A 16,658-nucleotide genomic window follows, 5' to 3' on the forward strand; every position below is an offset into this window, starting at 1 on the left:
CGAGACTCAACACCAGTACGCCATAAAGTTAACGGTGGAACGGTCCAGATCGCGTTCGCCGATCAGGTAGCGGCGCAGCGCCTTCACCGCAGAAGACTCCGCTGCCACCCAGGCATAGAAGCCCTCCGCGCCCTCTGCGCGCTCCCAAAGCAGTTCGCCGCCCAGGCTGTTTTCCGTCAACGACTGCGCTTGCGCGCGCGCCGATTCAGGAATGCTCACCCGCTGGCGCACCGATTCCACCAGCAGCGTGCCGTGCATCTTCTGGTGCCCGACGTCACGCGGCAACCAATACACCTCGGCGAACGGGAAGCGGTCCATATTCAGGCAATCGCTCGCCAGCGGCACCTCGAAGAACGCCTGCACCTGCGGCGGATTGGCCTGCCGCGCCAGTTGTTCCAGAATCCCCATCGCCGCCGGCACCGCCGTTTCATCGGCAATCAACAGCGCCTGCCGCAGATGCGCCGGCGGCGCCCACTCGTAGCCACCGCTGTCGCCGTCAAAATCCGCATTGGGGGCGACCGCCTGAAGGGCATCCCCCGGTTTGGCATGCGTCGCCCAGGCGGAGGCCGGGCCGTTCACGCCATGCAGCACAAACTCGACGTCCATCTGGTTGTGTTCAGCGCGCAGCGCTCGCAGCGTGTAAGTACGCATAATCGGGCGCTGCTCTTTCGGTATCGCCATATAGCGGCTGTACCAGTCATCGCTGTTTTCCAGCCCTGTGATCTGGCCATTCTCGGCCGGGAACAGCAGTTTGATGCGCTGATCCGGCGCCTCCAGCTTCATGCGGTGGACGTCCGGGCCTTCGAAAACGCAACGCAGCAAGGAAGGCGATACGTTTTCTTTTACTTTCAGTGTGATATCAAAAATTCGGTAACTTGATGCGCCGGACATATCTGTTACTCTCCCGCAGAATGTAGCTGGATACGCTGCCGACACCATAGCCAGCCGCTGATGCCGCCCAGCAGGACGGCCATCATCAGAGCCGCTGCAATCAGCTGCGACTCACCATAAAACCTTGCCACCACCGGCACCATCAACGCGCTCAGACCGTAGCCCAGCGTATGGCTGGTGGCGATAGCCCCGGCACCTTTGCCGGTGGATAATTTATCGTTCAGCATCAGCTGATAACCTGGCGTCGCCATCGCCGCGCCGAAGGAAGCCAGCGCGCAGCCGAGGTAGAACAGCGCCAGCGGTTGGGTGCACATCAAGCCTAATCCCGCCACCATCAATACCGCCGCAATCAACAGCAATTGCGGCGCGCTGAATCGCTGCGGACGCACCACCAGGAACTGCGCCAGCAGCGTACAGGCCGCCGCGACGCTGAGCAACACGGCGACATGGTGGCTGACGGTCGTGGCAGAGTGGTTGAACAAACGGGTCAGATGCGGCGCCAGGCCGAGCTGCATCAGGCTGACCGATGCCGCCAGCAACAGCGCGCAAAGCAGATAAGGCACCATAGTGAGACGCAGGCGATTTTGCTGCTGCGCCACCGGCGGTAACGGCGGATCGTTCTGCTGGCGGCACACCACCAGCAAAGCGATCAATGGCGCGATGGCCATCAGCCACAGCGGTGCCATCGGATGGAGAGACAACGCCAGCGCGGCGCACAGCGGGCCCAGCAAGCGCCCGCAGCTCAGCCCGGAACTGATGGTCGCCAACGCCGACATGCGCTGTTCGTAGCCGGCGCGTTGCAATGCCCAGGTTTGGCTGGCGGGCACCATGCCGGATACCGTCAGCCCATAGATAACGCGCGCAACGATCAGGCCGCCCAACCCCACCATCGGCGAAAGCCAGCCGGCCGCCAGCCCCCAAACGGCCAATGCCAGTAAAGCGAAACTGAACAAATAACCGGCAAGTGCCATCGTCACGACAAACTTGCAGCCGCGAACTTCAGACTGTCGTCCCCACCAGGGGGAACCGACCAGAAACAGCATTGAGCCGAGCGTCAAGAGCCCGGCCCAGACGGAAAGTGACAAGTGGGTCATACTGACCAACACCGGTAACGCCACCAGCAGGCCATTTTGCCCGATGCCCAACAGACCGGCGCACAGCGCCAATGGCCAGTTTGAAGGAGACGTATTCCCAGGTGCGAGAGATTTAGCGGAAGGTGAAATACTCATCAAAAGTAAGGTTACCGTTAATGAAATTATATCGTTATGAAAAAATCATTGGAAAATTGTATCATAAGACGATTGATAATAATAAATACTATTGATATAAGAATCATTCTCAATTGATTCTTAGCGAAAATCGGATCATGACTCTCCAGTTTGAAACCGCGGCGACCGACGTGGCTGCCCAATGTTTTCTCAACGCACTGATGCGTGAAACCCGGGACTGGCAAATCGTTCCGGCCGCCGGCCACCAACAGTATCCGCAACTCAACATTCCGCTGTCATCTACCCAGGCTATTCGTATTGCCTTACGCCATACTTCTCCCACGCAACATCATCAGTATCTTTTCCCTGCCCGTCTGCATCAGCAAGACGATGGCGCGGGCGTGGCGCTGAGCCTGGAGCAACTGGTCACCCTGCTGCTGGAGAAACCGGCGATAAAAGGTGAGCTGTCCGATGAGGTCCTGGCACGTTTCCGCCAGCGGGTACTGGAAAGTCATGATAATACCCGCCAGGCCATTGAGGTCCGGTTGGACTGGCCTTCACTGCGCGACAAGCCGCTGAACTTTGCCCAAGCGGAGCAGGCTCTGCTGGTCGGCCACGCCTTCCACCCGGCGCCGAAATCCCATGAACCCTTCAACGAGCAGCAGGCGCGTCGCTATCTGCCGGACTTTGCCGCCAGCTTCCCGCTGCGCTGGTTTGCCGTCGATAAGCGCTACCTGTGCGGCGACAGCCTGAACCTGACGCTGCAACAACGCCTGCAGCGCTTTGCCGCCGAAAGCGCTCCGCAGCTGCTGGCGCATTTTACCGATGACGTCTGGCTGCTGCCGATGCATCCGTGGCAGGCCGATCATCTGCTGACGCAGACCTGGTGCCAGGATCTGGCGGCACAGGGATTGCTGAGCGACCTGGGCGAAGCCGGCGAGCGCTGGCTGCCGACCAGCTCCTCGCGCTCGCTGTACAGCGCCGGTAACCGCGACATGATCAAATTCTCCCTCAGCGTGCGCCTGACCAACTCGGTACGCACCCTGTCGGTTAAAGAAGTAAAACGCGGTATCCGTCTGGCCCGGCTGGCGCAAACGCCGCGCTGGCAAGAGCTTCAGGCGCGCTATCCGACCTTCCGCGTGATGCAGGAAGACGGCTGGGCCGGCCTGCGTTCGGCGGACGGCGCTGTCCAGGAAGAAAGCCTGATGGCACTGCGCGATAACCTGTTGTTCGACCAGCCGCACAGCCAAACCAACGTGCTGGTAACGCTCACGCAGGCGGCGCCGGATGGCGGTGACAGCCTGTTGGCCGCCGCAGTGCGCCGTCTGGCCGCCCGCCTGAATCTGCCGCTGAAACAGGCCGCCCATGCCTGGTTGGACGCTTACTGCCAACAGGTGTTGCTGCCGCTGTTCAGCACGGAAGCCGATTACGGGCTGGTGCTGTTGGCCCACCAGCAAAACATTCTGGTGGAGATGCAGCAGGATCTGCCGATCGGCATGCTATACCGCGACTGCCAGGGCAGCGGCTTTACCCGCGATGCCGCGCCGTGGCTGGAAGAGATCGGCGAAGCCGACGCGGAAAACCGCTTCAGCGAACAGCAGTTGCTGCGCTATTTCCCTTACTACCTGCTGGTGAACTCCAGCCTGGCGGTGACCGCCGCGCTGGCTGCCGCCGGTTTCGATACGGAAGAAAGCCTGATGGCTCGGGTGCGCGACGCACTGAGCGGCCTGCGCGACACGGCCAAAAATACCCTGTGCCTGGACTACGTGCTCGACAGCAGCCACTGGAACTGCAAAGGCAACTTCTTCTGTTATCTGCACGACCACAACGAAAACACCATCGTCGATCCGGCGGTGATCTACTTTGATTTCGTCAATCCGCTGCGCCAGGGAGCCGCCCAATGATGCCGCACGCCAAACTGATGCATGCCGGCAGCGGTTTCCGTTGTGAACGGCTGGAAAAGGAGCTGCAACTCGGTCTGGGTCTGGACGGCAGTGCGGTGTTGCACTATCCCGGTTCGCTGCCGCAAGGCTGGCTGGTGCAGGCGCTGGACCAATTGCTGATAGCCGCACCGCAGCTGAGCGGCGTCACGCTGCCCTATGCGCAATGGCGCGAAGAGCCGCAGGCGCAGGCGCTGTTCGCACTGGCAAGCGGCGACTATCTGGCACGCGAGACGTTTTATCAGTTGCCGCTGTGGCTGGGCGCTGAACGCAACCGTACCGCCGCCCAGATGCAGTATGACGCCGAACGCAGCCTGTGGTACCCGCAACGCCCGACGCGGCCCAATGGCGAGGTCTATCGCCGTTATGATCCGCAGCTTAAACAGACGTTGAGTTTCCGGCTGCCGGAAGTAGAACGCGATGCCGGGCAATTCACCCGCTGGATGAATTCACCGCGTGTCTATGCATTCTGGGAAATGAGCGGCCCGCTCGAGACACAGGCCGCCTACCTGCAACGCCAACTGGATTCCAGCTACTGCTATCCATTGCTGGGGTGCTTCGACGATCGCCCGTTCGGTTATTTCGAAGTCTATTGGGCGCCTGAAGACCGCATTGGCCGCCACTACCGCTGGCAGCCGTTCGATCGCGGGCTGCACATGCTGGTCGGCGAAGAAGATCGCCGTGGCGCGCACTATATCCGCAGCTGGTTGCGCGGCCTGACCCATTACCTGTATCTGGATGAACCGCGCACCACGCGGGTGGTCGCCGAGCCGCGCGCCGACAACCAGCGCCTGTTCCGCCATCTGCCGGCTGCCGGTTACCACACAGTGAAAGAGTTCGATTTTCCGCATAAGCGCTCGCGTCTGATCATGAATCAGCGCGATGAATTCTTCCGGGAGATTTGCTTATGAACGCCGCAGATTACGCCAACTGGCAACGGGTTAACCGCCAGATGATCGCCAAGATCCTGGCCGAGCTGGAGTACGAACGCGCGCTGCGCGCCGAACAACATGACGGCCAATGGCGCATCGCACTGGGCGACGCCAGTTATACCTTCAGCGCCGAGCGCGGCATCTGGGGTTGGCTACACATCGACGCCGCCAGCCTGGCCTGCGATCGCCAGCCGTTGGCGGCCGACCAAACGCTGCGCCAGCTGGCGCAGGTGCTGACAATGGACGACGCGCAGATCGCCGAACACCTGGAAGATCTGTACGCCACGCTGCGCGGTGATATGCAATTGCTGTCCGCCCGCCACGGCATGAGCGCACAAGATCTGATTGCGCTCGACGCCGACGCGCTGCAATGCCTGCTGGCCGGTCACCCCAAGTTTATCTTCAACAAAGGCCGTCGCGGCTGGGGTCTGACCGCGTTGCAGCAGTATGCCCCCGAATATCAGGGCCAGTTCCGGCTGCACTGGGTCGCGGCCAAACGCGGCAGCTTTGTGTGGTGTGCCGACGATAACTACCCGCTGGAAAACCTGCTCGACAGCGCCATGACAGGCGATGAACGCCAACGCTTTGACCGCCGCTGGCGTGAACTGAAGCTGAACGATGACTGGATCCCGGTGCCGTTGCACCCGTGGCAGTGGCAGCAAAAAATCGCGTTGCACTTCCTGCCGCAGCTGGCCGAAGGGGAATTGGTCGAACTGGGCGAGTTTGGCGACAGCTATCTGGCACAGCAATCATTGCGCACCCTGACCAACGTCAGCCGCCGTTCAGCGTTCGACATCAAGCTGCCGCTGACCATTTACAACACCTCGTGTTACCGCGGCATTCCGGGCAAATACATCAGCGCCGGGCCGGCCGCCTCCCGCTGGCTGCAGCAGGTGTTTGCCGAAGACAGTACGCTGCGCGCCAGCGGTGCCGAGATCCTCGGCGAGCCGGCCGCAGGCTATATGACGCACCGAACCTACGCGGCTCTGGCCAAGGCGCCCTATCGCTATCAGGAAATGCTGGGGGTTATTTGGCGCGAAAACCCGTCGTGCTATCTGCGGGACGACGAGCAGGCCATTCTGATGGCCACGCTGATGGAAACCGATAACCACGGCCAGCCGCTGATCGGTGCCTACATCGCCCGGTCCGGCCTGAGCGCCGAGGCCTGGCTGCAACAGATGTTCAGTGTGGTGGTGCTGCCGATGTACCACCTGATGTGCCGTTACGGCGTAGCCCTGATCGCCCACGGCCAAAACATCACGCTGGTGATGAAGGACCATGTGCCGCAACGGGTGCTGTTGAAAGACTTCCAGGGCGATATGCGCCTGGTGGATCAGGACTTCCCGGAAGCGGCCTCGCTGCCGAAGGTGGTGAAGGACGTTACCGTACGCCTGTCCGCCGACTATCTGATCCATGATTTGCAAACCGGGCATTTCGTCACCGTGCTGCGTTTTATCTCGCCGCTGATGCAGGCCTGCGGGGTCAGTGAATCCCGTTTCTATCAACTGCTGGCGCAGGTGCTGGAGCGCTACATGGCGCAGCACCCGGACATGGCAGAACGCTTTGCCCTCTTTGATTTATTCAAACCACAAATTATTCGCGTGGTGCTCAACCCGGTGAAACTCACCTATTCGGAGCAGGATGGCGGCAGCCGCATGTTGCCAAACTATCTGCAAGATCTGGATAACCCTCTTTATTTGGTCACCAAGGAGTTTGCCCAATGAATCAGCCTCTGGATTTCATCGGCATCGGCATCGGCCCCTTCAACCTCAGCATCGCCGCACTCGGCAGTGAAGTCGCCGGCTTTAACGGCAAATTCCTGGAGCGCAAACCGCACTTTTCCTGGCACCCCGGCATGATGGTACCGGACTGCCATATGCAGACCAGCTTCCTGAAAGATTTGGTCAGCGCGGTGTCGCCCACCAATCCGTACAGCTTTCTTAACTACCTGGTGAAAAGGAAGAAATTCTACCGTTTCCTGACCACCGAGCTGCGTACGGTGTCGCGCGAAGAGTTCGCCGATTATCTCGACTGGGCCGCCAACGGGCTGAGTTCGCTCGAGTTTAGCCAGGATATTCAGAGCGTGGATTTTGACGATCGGCAGCGCCAGTTTGTCGTCACCACCCAGCGCGCTACCTACCGGGCGCGCCATGTCTGCCTGGGCATCGGCAAACGCATCAAACTGCCGGACTGCGTTACCGAGCAAAACGACCGCTGCTTCCACGCCAGCGAGATGACCTTGCGCAACCCGGATTTGACCGGCAAACGCGTCACCATCGTCGGCGGCGGCCAGAGCGGCGCCGATCTGTTCCTGAACATTTTCCGCGCCGAGTGGGGCCAACCGGCGCAACTGAACTGGATCTCGCGCCGCAATAACTACAATGCGCTGGATGAAGCGGCGTTCGCCAACGAGTACTTCACGCCGGACTACGTCGACAGCTTTTATGGCCTGAACGACAGCGCCAAGCAACGCATGTTGACCGAGCAGAAAATGACCTCCGACGGCATCACCAGCGATTCGCTGCTGGCCATCTACCGCGCGATGTATCACCAGTTTGAAGTGCTGCGTGAAAAACCCTGGGCACGCCTGCTGCCAAGCCGTTCGCTGGCGGCGATCCACGCTCAGGGTAACGGCTATCGGTTGGTGACCCATCACCACCTCGATCAGGGCAAAGAAACGTTCGATACCGATGTGGTGATCTTCGCCACCGGTTATCAGCAGGATCGTCCGGCGTTCCTCGCCCCGCTGGCGGAGCGTCTGCTGACCACGGCCGATGAGCAATACCGCGTTGCCCCCGATTTCACCCTCGAGTGGCAAGGCCCGCAGGAAAATTGCCTGTTTGCCGTCAACGCCGGCATGCACAGCCACGGCATCGCCGAACCCCAGCTCAGCCTGATGGCCTGGCGGTCGGCACGCATTCTCAACCGGGCTTTAGGACGCGACCAGTTCGATTTAACGTCCACCCCGGCTGTGATCCAATGGCGCAGTCAGCAACCGGCCACCCCGGCCCACGCTGAACACGTCATGCTCAATTACACCGAGTTTTAATTGCACACCAACATGGGAACACTGGAAAAATAACGATGAAACGCAGACACCTTTGGGTATTGAACCCTTGCCTGCTGGCGATGCTTGCGCCGGCGGCCTGGGCAGAAGAACAAAAAAGCGAAGATCAAATGGTGGTATCCGCCAGCCGTTCGCACCGCAGCGTGGCGGAGATGGCACAAACCACCTGGGTGATTGAAAGCCAGGAAATTGAGCAACAGGTTCAGGGCGGCAAGGAGATCAAAGATATCCTGGCGCAACTGATCCCGGGCATGGATGTCAGCAGCCAGGGCCGCACCAACTACGGCATGAACATGCGCGGCCGTTCGATGATGGTGATGATCGACGGCGTGCGTTTGAATTCTTCGCGCAGCGACAGCCGCCAATTGGACTCCATCGATCCGTTCAACATCGAACACATTGAGGTGATTTCCGGCGCTACCTCGCTGTATGGCGGCGGCAGCACCGGCGGCCTGATCAATATCGTCACCAAGAAAGGGCAAAAAGAGAAACAGGTTGAGCTGCAGGTGGGCGGAAAAACCGGTTTCGGCGGCCATAACGATCACGACGAGAATGTGTCGGCGGCGGTCAGCGGCGGCAACGACAACGCTTCGGGCCGTCTGTCGCTCTCTTATCAGCGTTACGGCGGTTGGTACGACGGCAAAGGCAATGAGGTGTTGATTGATAACACCCAGACCGGGCTGCAATATTCCGATCGTATCGACGTGATGGGTACCGGCACCATTAACATTGACGATCACCAGCAGTTGCAGGTGACGACGCAGTATTTCAACAGCGAGTCAGACGGCAAGCACGGTCTGTATCTGGGGAAAGATTTCTCGGCCGTGACCGGTGCAGGCCAGGCCTCCAATGGCAGCAACCTGAATTCGGATCGCATACCTGGCACCGAACGCCATCTGATTAACCTGCAGTATTCCAACACCGATTTCTGGGGCCAGGATTTGGTGGCGCAGGTCTATTATCGCGACGAGTCGCTGACCTTCTATCCGTTCCCGACGCTGGCCGGCGGCAAGGTCACCAGCATCGGTGCTTCACAGCAAAAAACCGATTTTTACGGCGGCAAACTGACACTGAACAGCAAACCGATTGACGCCCTGACGCTGACTTACGGCGTCGACGCCGAGCACGAGAGCTTCAACGCCAACCAGCAGTTCTTTAATCTGGCCAAGGCACAGCAGTCCGGCGGTATGACTCTGGAAAATGCCTATAACGTCGGTCGCTACCCTGGCTATACCACCACCAACCTGGCGCCGTTCCTGCAAGCCAGCTACGACATCGACCCGATGTTTACCCTCAGCGGCGGCGTACGTTATCAATACACCGAGAACAAGGTGGACGACTTTGTCGGCTATGCGCAGCAACAAGGGATCGCCAACGGTCTGGCGAACTCCGCCGATGCGGTGCCGGGCGGCAAAACCGACTACAACAACGTTTTGTTCAACGCCGGTTTACTGGCACACCTGACCGAACGTCAGCAGGCGTGGTTCAACTTCTCGCAAGGCTTTGAGATCCCGGATCTGGCGAAGTATTACGGTTCGGGCACCTATAAGCTGGTCGACGGGCATTATCAGTTGCAAAAGAGCGTCAACGTTAATGACTCCAAACTGGAAGGCATCAAGGTTAACTCCTACGAGTTGGGCTGGCGTTATACCGGCGATAACTTGCGTACCCAGGTCGCTGCCTACTACTCGCTGTCGGATAAAACCATCTCGATCAACAAAACCGACATGACCATCAACCTGGATTCGGATAAACGCCGGATTTACGGGGTGGAAGGTGCGGTGGATTACTTCTTCGATAACAGCGAATGGAGCACCGGTACCACCTTTAACGTGATCAAATCGGAAACCAAAACCGACGGCAAGTGGGAGAAGCTGACCGTCGACACCGCCAGCCCGTCGAAAGCCACCGCCTACGTCAATTGGGCTCCGGGCGACTGGAATCTTCGCATGCAGTCGCAGCAAACGTTCGATGTATCGGATGCCGATGGCAATAAAATCAACGGTTACAACACCCTCGATTTCCTCGGCAGCTACGCGTTGCCGGTGGGGAAAGTCAGCTTCAGCGTGGAAAACCTGCTGGACAAGAATTACACCACCGTCTGGGGCCAGCGTGCGCCGATCCTTTACAGCCCAACCTACGGCTCGCCAGAGCTGTACAGCTATAAAGGCCGTGGCCGCACCTTTGGTCTGAACTACTCCGTGCTGTTCTGATCCTGATGAGGGCGCCTCTACGGCGCCCTCATCAATCGACCCGTGCCGGCACGGGTTATTTTTTGAAAGGGTGCTGCGCCACCCAATGTTCGGCGATATCCTGCCGCCGGCATACCCAGACCCGATCGTGCTGCTCGACATAATCCAGGAACCGCTGCAACGCGCGGAACTTGCCCGGACGCCCCAGTAAGCGGCAGTGCATGCCGATCGACAGCATCTTCGGCGACGCTTCCCCTTCGGCATACAACACGTCAAAGCTGTCTTTCAGGTAGGTATAGAACTGCTCGCCGGTATTAAAACCCTGCGGCGAAGCAAAACGCATGTCGTTGGCCTCAAGCGTGTAAGGCACGATCAGATGCGGTTTTTTCTCGCCATTGGCGCACTGCACTTCGGTCCAGAACGGCAAATCGTCGCCATAATAGTCGCTGTCGTACAGCAAACCGCCCTGTTCCACCACCAGCCTACGGGTATTCGGGCTGTCGCGGCCGGTATACCAGCCGAGCGGCGCCTTGCCGAACAGATCGCTCAGTACCGAGATCGCCCGCTGCATATGCTGCCGTTCGGTCGCTTCGTCCATATTCTGATAGTGGATCCAGCGCCAGCCGTGGCTGACCACATCATAATTGGCGTTTTTTATCGCCTCAACCACCAGCGGATTGCGCGCCAGCGCCATCGCCACGCCAAACACCGTCAACGGCAGACCGCGGCGTTGGAATTCATTATGGATACGCCAGAACCCGGCGCGTGACCCGTACTCGTACAGCGACTCCATCGACATATGCCGTTCGGGGTAGCTGGCCGCGCCAATGATATCGGACAGGAACTGTTCGGAACCGGCGTCGCCATGCAATACGTTGTTTTCCGCGCCTTCTTCGTAGTTGAGTACAAACTGGACTGCGATACGCGCCTGCCCCGGCCAGCGGGCATGCGGCGGCCGGCCGCCATAGCCCATCAAATCACGGGGATACTTTTTATTGAAGTCATACTCTTTCATCGCTGCTTCTCTCTGCCGATTACCCGTTAAAACTGCCAAACATGCCGGACAAGGGTTTGACCAGCGGGAAATCCAGATCGCCGTGCTTGCTGGTGCTCAGGCCCAGCGCATGCAGCGACTCGATCATTTTCACCGCAGCGCTGACGCCGTCGATCACCGGGATCCCCAGCTCCTGCGTCAGTTCACGAGCCAAATCGGCCATGCCGCCACAGCCGAGCACGATCGCCCCGCTGCCGTCGTGTTGCTTTGCTTTAATGCACTGTTCGCGTACTTTCTGCTGAGCCAGACCGCTGCCATCTTCCAGCGTCAACACCGGCAGATCGATAGCGTGCAGCGCGGCGCAATGGCGCTCAAACCCATATTGATGCAGTAAGTGGCGCGCAATGATCAGCGTGCGCGGCAGCGTGGTGACGATAGAAAAGCACGTCGCTACCAGCGTCGCCATATGCATCGCCGCCTCGGCGATGCCCACCACCGGCCGGTTTGCCAGCTCACGCGCCGCCAGCAGGCCCGGATCGCCAAAACAGGCAATGATATGGCCGCTGACGCCGGCTTCGCGGCCGAGTTTGACCTGTTGCAGCACACCGATCGCGGCAATCGCTTCGTCGAAATGGCCTTCTATCGACGGCGCCCCCTCTTGCGGACAAACCGCCAGGATCTTGGTGCCCGGCGCGGCCACGGCGCGGGCAGCGCCGGCAATGGTCGCCGTCATGGCCCGGCTGGTATTCGGGTTGATAACCTGGATGATGCAATCGGCGGTCATAAAGGCTCCTGCAAACCGGTTTTGGCAAAAATACGGGCAAAATCAGGGGTTTCATCCGCACTGTCATGAAATCTCAGGTTCGCCACAATATCGTCAAAATGGCGGGCCATGTGCTCTACCAACGCCGTGCAGTCCTTGCGGCGCAACAGCGCCAGCAGATCGTTGTGATCATGGCAACGGCAACCCTGCTGCCAGGGTGCACCGTAAACGGCAATCACCAGTGATGAGCGCAGCGTGAGCTGCGAAACCATTTCGGTCAGTACGTGATTGCCGGCAATCGCCTGTAATTGAACGTGAAAGGCGGCAGACAGACGAATGGCCGCCGCGCCGTCCTGATCGCGGTGCGCCTGCTGTTCCTGCGCCACTATGCCTTCCATCGACAGCAGATGTTCTTCGCGACAGGCGGCAACCACTGACGGCAAATTGGCGCACTCCAGCATTTTGCGCGTCTGGAAAACGTTCGCCGCCTCATCCTGCCCCGGCGTTGTCACCTGTGCACCACGCTTGGGCAGGTGGGTAACCAGCTGCACTGCGGCAAGGCGCTGCAGCACCCGCCGGATCCCGGTGCGACTGACGCCAAAGGTCTCCGCCAACGCCTCTTCCGGCAATTTGCTGCCGGGCAGCAGCCGGTGTTCGACAATCGCCTTCACCAGCTCGTTGTAAATATGATCGTCTTTATCTTCAGTGAAATAAGTGGCTTGTTGCCCGCGCCACGCGGCGTTGGCGCCGATCGTCGTGCCGATCATTTTGCTGCTCCCTGTACCGTTAGAGAATCAAATCGTATACAAGATGCAGATATTTTGTATACAAAAAAGAACAATATGGCCTGAATCCTGCAAAAGCCTTCTCAGCAATCTTTGCCAAAAAACAGATAACCACATCCGGGTGATGTTCTTGAGAGGAGCACGATTTATGCCAAACCCTAATGAAAATTACAGCCCAAAGCTGTGTAACGACGATCTGGCGCCAACGCGCGATCAGAACTGGAGCTGGTACAACATCTTTTCCTTCTGGATGTCGGATGTACACAGCATGGGTGGCTATGTGGTAGCCGCCAGCTTCTTCGCTCTCGGTCTGTCTAGCTGGCAGGTACTGATTTGCCTGCTGGTGGGGATCTGTATCGTGCAGTTTTGCGCCAACCTGGTCGCCAAACCCAGCCAGCTTGGCGGCGTGCCTTACGCCGTGCTGAGCCGCCAGGCGTTTGGCGTGTTCGGCGCCAATATTCCGGCGGTGATCCGCGGGATGATCGCCTTCGCCTGGTACGGTATACAAACCTATCTGGCTTCCAATGCGCTGATGCTGACGTTGCTGAAATTCTTCCCGTCGCTGGAGCCGATGACCCAACCGCATTTCCTCGGGCTGTCGCAGCTTGGCTGGGTTTGCTACATCACCATGTGGCTATTGCAGGCAATGGTGTTCTGGCACGGCATGGCGGCGATTAAGCGCTTTATCGATATCGCCGGGCCGGCGGTGTATGTGGTGATGTTCGCTTTAGCCGGCTGGATTGTATACCGCGTCGGTTTCTCCAACCTTTCCCTCACCCTGGCGAGCAAAAACCTGAGCGCCGGCGAGCAGGGTTGGCTGATGCTGACCGCCATTGCGCTGGTAGTGTCTTACTTCTCCGGCCCGCTGCTGAATTTCGGCGACTTTACCCGTTACGGCAAAAGCTTTGCCGAGGTGCAGCGCGGCAATCGCTGGGGCCTGCCGTTCAACTATCTGCTGTTCTCTCTGGTCACCGTGGTGATCGTTTCCGGCACCCTGCCGCTGTTCGGTCAGCTGATCACCGATCCGATCGAAACCGTCACCCGTCTCGACAGCGATATCGCCGTGGCTCTAGGCCTGCTGACCATGATTGTCGCCACCATCGGCATCAATATCGTGGCCAACTTTGTGTCGCCTGCGTTTGATTTCTCCAACTGTTCGCCGCAGAAAATCAGTTTCCGCACCGGCGGGATGATCGCCGCCGTAGGTTCTTTCCTGCTGACGCCCTGGAATCTGTTCCAGTCACCTGAGTTGATCCACTACACGCTGGACGTGCTGGCGGCCTTTATCGGCCCGTTATTCGGCATTTTGCTGGTGGATTTTTACATCATCAAACGCGGCAAGCTGCACGTCGACGATTTGTACAACGCTACGCCAGGAGGGCGTTATTGGTATAAGAACGGTTTTAACCCGAACGCCATCTGGGCGCTGGTTCCGTCGGTGATTATCGGGCTGGCGATCAGCTTTACGCCCAGCCTGCATGAGGTGGCTAACTTTAGCTGGTTTATCGGTGCCGCACTGGGTGGGGGATGCTATCGGATCATTGCTCGCCGCGAATGGGCAGCCAATCAGTCGGTAACCTTTGCCGATACGCAATTGAGCAAAGATTAAAAACAACGAAACCCTGAGTTATTGCTAACTCAGGGCTTCTTAATGTTGGCGGAACGGACGGGGCTCGAACCCGCGACCCCCTGCGTGACAGGCAGGTATTCTAACCAACTGAACTACCGCTCCGCGCCGTTCAACTCTTGCGAGAGGAACGAGGCGCATATTACGGTTGAGTTTCTGTTCCGTCAATGCCTTTTTCTTACGAAATTAACCGTTTGCGCAGTTTTTCAGCTAAGGCGGTTAAAAAGCGCGTTTTCATGCCGGGAACGCCGTTATTCCGCTTCCGCACGCCACAGGCAACTACCGCCCTTTTTCGCCACCAAATCCAGCCGTGCCTCATGGGCAACCACTTCTGCATCGCTGGCATAGACCACTTTCATCGCCGTCGCCGGACGGACGATGCGCTGTATATCCTGCGTCGAGTCGTTATGCTGCGTGTCGCCTTCCATCTGGAACGCCATCGACGTCTGGCCGCCGGTCATCGCCAGATAAACTTCAGCCAGGATCTCGGCATCGAGCAATGCGCCGTGCAGCGTACGCTTGCTGTTGTCTATCTCATAACGGCCGCACAGGGCGTCAAGGTTGTTGCGCTTGCCCGGGAACAGGCGGCGCGCCATCAACAGGCTGTCGGTGATGGTGCAGAAGGTGTCGGTCTTCGGCAGCCCCTTCTGCAACATGCGGAATTCGTGATCCATAAAGCCGATGTCGAACGACGCATTATGGATGACTAACTCACCGCCGCGGATGAAGTCGATGAACTCATCGGCGATTTGGTCGAACGTGGGCTTATCCGCCAGGAACTCGTCGCTGATGCCGTGAACCCCGTAAGCCTCCGGATCTACCAGCCGGTCCGGTTTGACGTAAACGTGATAGTGGCGGCCGGTCAGGCGGCGGTTAATCACTTCCACTGCGCCAATTTCAATGATGCGGTGGCCTTCGTAATGCACCCCGAGTTTGTTCATACCGGTGGTTTCGGTATCGAGGACAATCTGTCTGGTGGTTGTAGAGATCATATTGCAGTGCTCACAGCGCTCGTTTATGTCAGACTTGGCTTTTATAAAACTGATAGGAAGAGTCTACCAGAGATGCTCAAACAGGTAGAAATTTTCACCGACGGTTCCTGCCTTGGCAACCCGGGCCCCGGTGGTTACGGCGCGATACTGCGCTATAAGCAAGTTGAGAAAACCTTCAGTGCGGGCTACCGCCTGACCACCAACAATCGCATGGAGCTGATGGCGGCGATTGTCGCGCTCGAAGCCCTGACCGCCCCCTGTGAAGTGACGCTGAGCACCGACAGCCAGTATGTGCGCCAGGGCATTACCAGTTGGATCCATAACTGGAAAAAGCGTGGCTGGAAAACCGCCGATAAAAAACCGGTCAAAAATGTCGATCTTTGGCAGCGGTTGGACCTGGCTATTCAGACCCACACCATCAAGTGGGAATGGGTCAAAGGCCACGCCGGCCACCCGGAGAACGAACGCTGCGACGTGCTGGCACGCGATGCGGCGGGCAACCCCACCCAGGATGACGTGGGTTACAAACCGGAAAATTAAGGCAGTTTGCGGTAACTCTTGGTCGCGCCGACGGCACGGCTGAGAGCCGGTTTTCTGGCCCCGACCTTCATCGGCGTTGGGGTTAGCGGCAAGGTGCGTTTACGCGCGACAATCACGCTCATGCACCCCAGAGCCGGTAAATGCGTACTTAAAAACGTCCCGCCCTTGCGCTGCCACGGCAGTACATGAAAACGCGCCTGATGCAGCACTTCATAATTCAACAGGCTGAGCCAGTCCAACAGGCGCATTTGGGTAAACATGCGGCTGACATAGGGCTGACGATGGCGCAATCCGGGCACCAGCTTGCCCAATCCCAACAGACTGAACGGATTGAAACTGCTGATCACCAGCCAGCCGTCATCAATCAACACGCGATCGACTTCACGCAGCATACGGTGCGGATCGTCGGCATAAGACAGCGTATGCGCCAGCAGGCAGGCATCCACCGATTTGGCGGCGAACGGCAGTTGGTAGGCATCCGCCAGCACCTGCAGGTTTTCCCCTTTCAGGCTCACATTCACCTGATGCGAAATGGCGCACTTGTCGGTCGCCAGACCGGCGCTGAGGTTACCGAGTTTCAGCAGGTGAAAACCGAACAGCTTCGACCACCAGGGTTGCAACTGGCGCTCGAGCGCCTCACGATAGTATTCCCCCCACGGCATCTCTGCCCAAGTCTGTGGGCCGGCGAGCTTTTCTAAAGTATGGGCTGGTTTCATGATTTATTATC

Annotated in this window: 14 protein-coding genes and 1 tRNA gene; 7 read left to right on the forward strand and 8 right to left on the reverse strand. The window is 58.6% G+C overall.

From position 1 onward, the window contains the following. Positions 1-6 precede the first annotated feature (6 nt). Together V2S86_RS15300 and V2S86_RS15305 are read right to left on the reverse strand one after the other, a co-directional pair. A complete protein-coding gene (locus tag V2S86_RS15300; protein ID WP_330763095.1) occupies positions 7-891 on the reverse strand; it encodes a siderophore-interacting protein in 885 nt (294 codons plus the stop codon). 5 nt (positions 892-896) lie between these two features. Continuing rightward, on the reverse strand, positions 897-2,120 hold the full coding sequence (locus V2S86_RS15305; protein WP_330763096.1) for an MFS transporter: 1,224 nt from the start codon (positions 2,118-2,120) through the stop codon (positions 897-899). A gap of 137 nt (positions 2,121-2,257) precedes the next feature. On the opposite strand from V2S86_RS15305, the gene V2S86_RS15310 reads away from it, so the two are divergent. Genes V2S86_RS15310 through V2S86_RS15330 form a run of 5 tightly spaced genes read left to right on the forward strand, consistent with a single transcriptional unit; the run spans position 2,258 to position 10,251 of the window. Beyond that, complete coding sequence (locus tag V2S86_RS15310; protein ID WP_330763097.1) at positions 2,258-4,003, forward strand: IucA/IucC family protein; 1,746 nt, start codon at positions 2,258-2,260, stop codon at positions 4,001-4,003. After that, entirely contained in the window at positions 4,000-4,950 is a 951-nt protein-coding gene (locus V2S86_RS15315; protein WP_330763098.1) for a GNAT family N-acetyltransferase, read from the forward strand. Before V2S86_RS15310 ends, V2S86_RS15315 begins: the two co-directional genes overlap by 4 nt. Next, a complete protein-coding gene (gene iucC / locus V2S86_RS15320) occupies positions 4,947-6,695 on the forward strand; it encodes an aerobactin synthase IucC (RefSeq protein ID WP_330763099.1) in 1,749 nt (582 codons plus the stop codon). The genes V2S86_RS15315 and iucC overlap by 4 nt, the downstream gene beginning before the upstream one ends. Beyond that, positions 6,692-8,020 (forward strand): lysine N(6)-hydroxylase/L-ornithine N(5)-oxygenase family protein, encoded by a 1,329-nt coding sequence (locus V2S86_RS15325; protein ID WP_330763100.1) that lies wholly within the window; start codon positions 6,692-6,694, stop codon positions 8,018-8,020. Before iucC ends, V2S86_RS15325 begins: the two co-directional genes overlap by 4 nt. A gap of 35 nt (positions 8,021-8,055) precedes the next feature. Next, entirely contained in the window at positions 8,056-10,251 is a 2,196-nt protein-coding gene (locus V2S86_RS15330) for a TonB-dependent siderophore receptor (protein ID WP_330763101.1), read from the forward strand. Between the two features lie 55 nt (positions 10,252-10,306). Here V2S86_RS15330 and puuE read toward each other — a convergent pair whose 3' ends face one another. The 3 genes from puuE to V2S86_RS15345 are packed head-to-tail and all read right to left on the reverse strand — an operon-like array spanning position 10,307 to position 12,754. Continuing rightward, positions 10,307-11,245: an allantoinase PuuE gene (puuE, locus tag V2S86_RS15335; protein ID WP_330763102.1), complete on the reverse strand. Its 939-nt coding sequence runs from the start codon at positions 11,243-11,245 to the stop codon at positions 10,307-10,309. 19 nt (positions 11,246-11,264) lie between these two features. Next, positions 11,265-12,008, reverse strand: a complete 744-nt coding sequence (hpxA, locus tag V2S86_RS15340) for an allantoin racemase (protein WP_330763103.1) — start codon at positions 12,006-12,008, stop codon at positions 11,265-11,267. Next, positions 12,005-12,754, reverse strand: coding sequence for a GntR family transcriptional regulator (locus V2S86_RS15345; RefSeq protein WP_330763104.1), 750 nt, complete (start codon positions 12,752-12,754; stop codon positions 12,005-12,007). The genes hpxA and V2S86_RS15345 overlap by 4 nt, the downstream gene beginning before the upstream one ends. 166 nt (positions 12,755-12,920) lie before the next feature. Between V2S86_RS15345 and V2S86_RS15350 the strand changes: the two genes are divergently transcribed. Then, on the forward strand, positions 12,921-14,381 hold the full coding sequence (locus V2S86_RS15350; protein ID WP_330763105.1) for an NCS1 family nucleobase:cation symporter-1: 1,461 nt from the start codon (positions 12,921-12,923) through the stop codon (positions 14,379-14,381). A gap of 46 nt (positions 14,382-14,427) precedes the next feature. On the opposite strand, the gene V2S86_RS15355 is transcribed toward V2S86_RS15350, so the two are convergent. Next, positions 14,428-14,504, reverse strand: a tRNA-Asp gene (locus tag V2S86_RS15355). A gap of 146 nt (positions 14,505-14,650) precedes the next feature. Further along, positions 14,651-15,391 (reverse strand): DNA polymerase III subunit epsilon, encoded by a 741-nt coding sequence (gene dnaQ / locus V2S86_RS15360; RefSeq protein ID WP_004948987.1) that lies wholly within the window; start codon positions 15,389-15,391, stop codon positions 14,651-14,653. A gap of 72 nt (positions 15,392-15,463) precedes the next feature. Here dnaQ and rnhA point away from each other — a divergent pair, with 72 nt between their 5' ends. Then, positions 15,464-15,931, forward strand: a complete 468-nt coding sequence (gene rnhA / locus V2S86_RS15365) for a ribonuclease HI (RefSeq protein WP_006323762.1) — start codon at positions 15,464-15,466, stop codon at positions 15,929-15,931. Here rnhA and V2S86_RS15370 read toward each other — a convergent pair. Beyond that, positions 15,928-16,647: a class I SAM-dependent methyltransferase gene (locus tag V2S86_RS15370; protein ID WP_330763106.1), complete on the reverse strand. Its 720-nt coding sequence runs from the start codon at positions 16,645-16,647 to the stop codon at positions 15,928-15,930. The genes rnhA and V2S86_RS15370 overlap by 4 nt on opposite strands. Positions 16,648-16,658 lie beyond the last annotated feature (11 nt).

This window comes from Serratia sp. C2(1) (genome assembly GCF_036352655.1).
In the GTDB taxonomy this organism is placed as follows: domain Bacteria; phylum Pseudomonadota; class Gammaproteobacteria; order Enterobacterales; family Enterobacteriaceae; genus Serratia; species Serratia inhibens.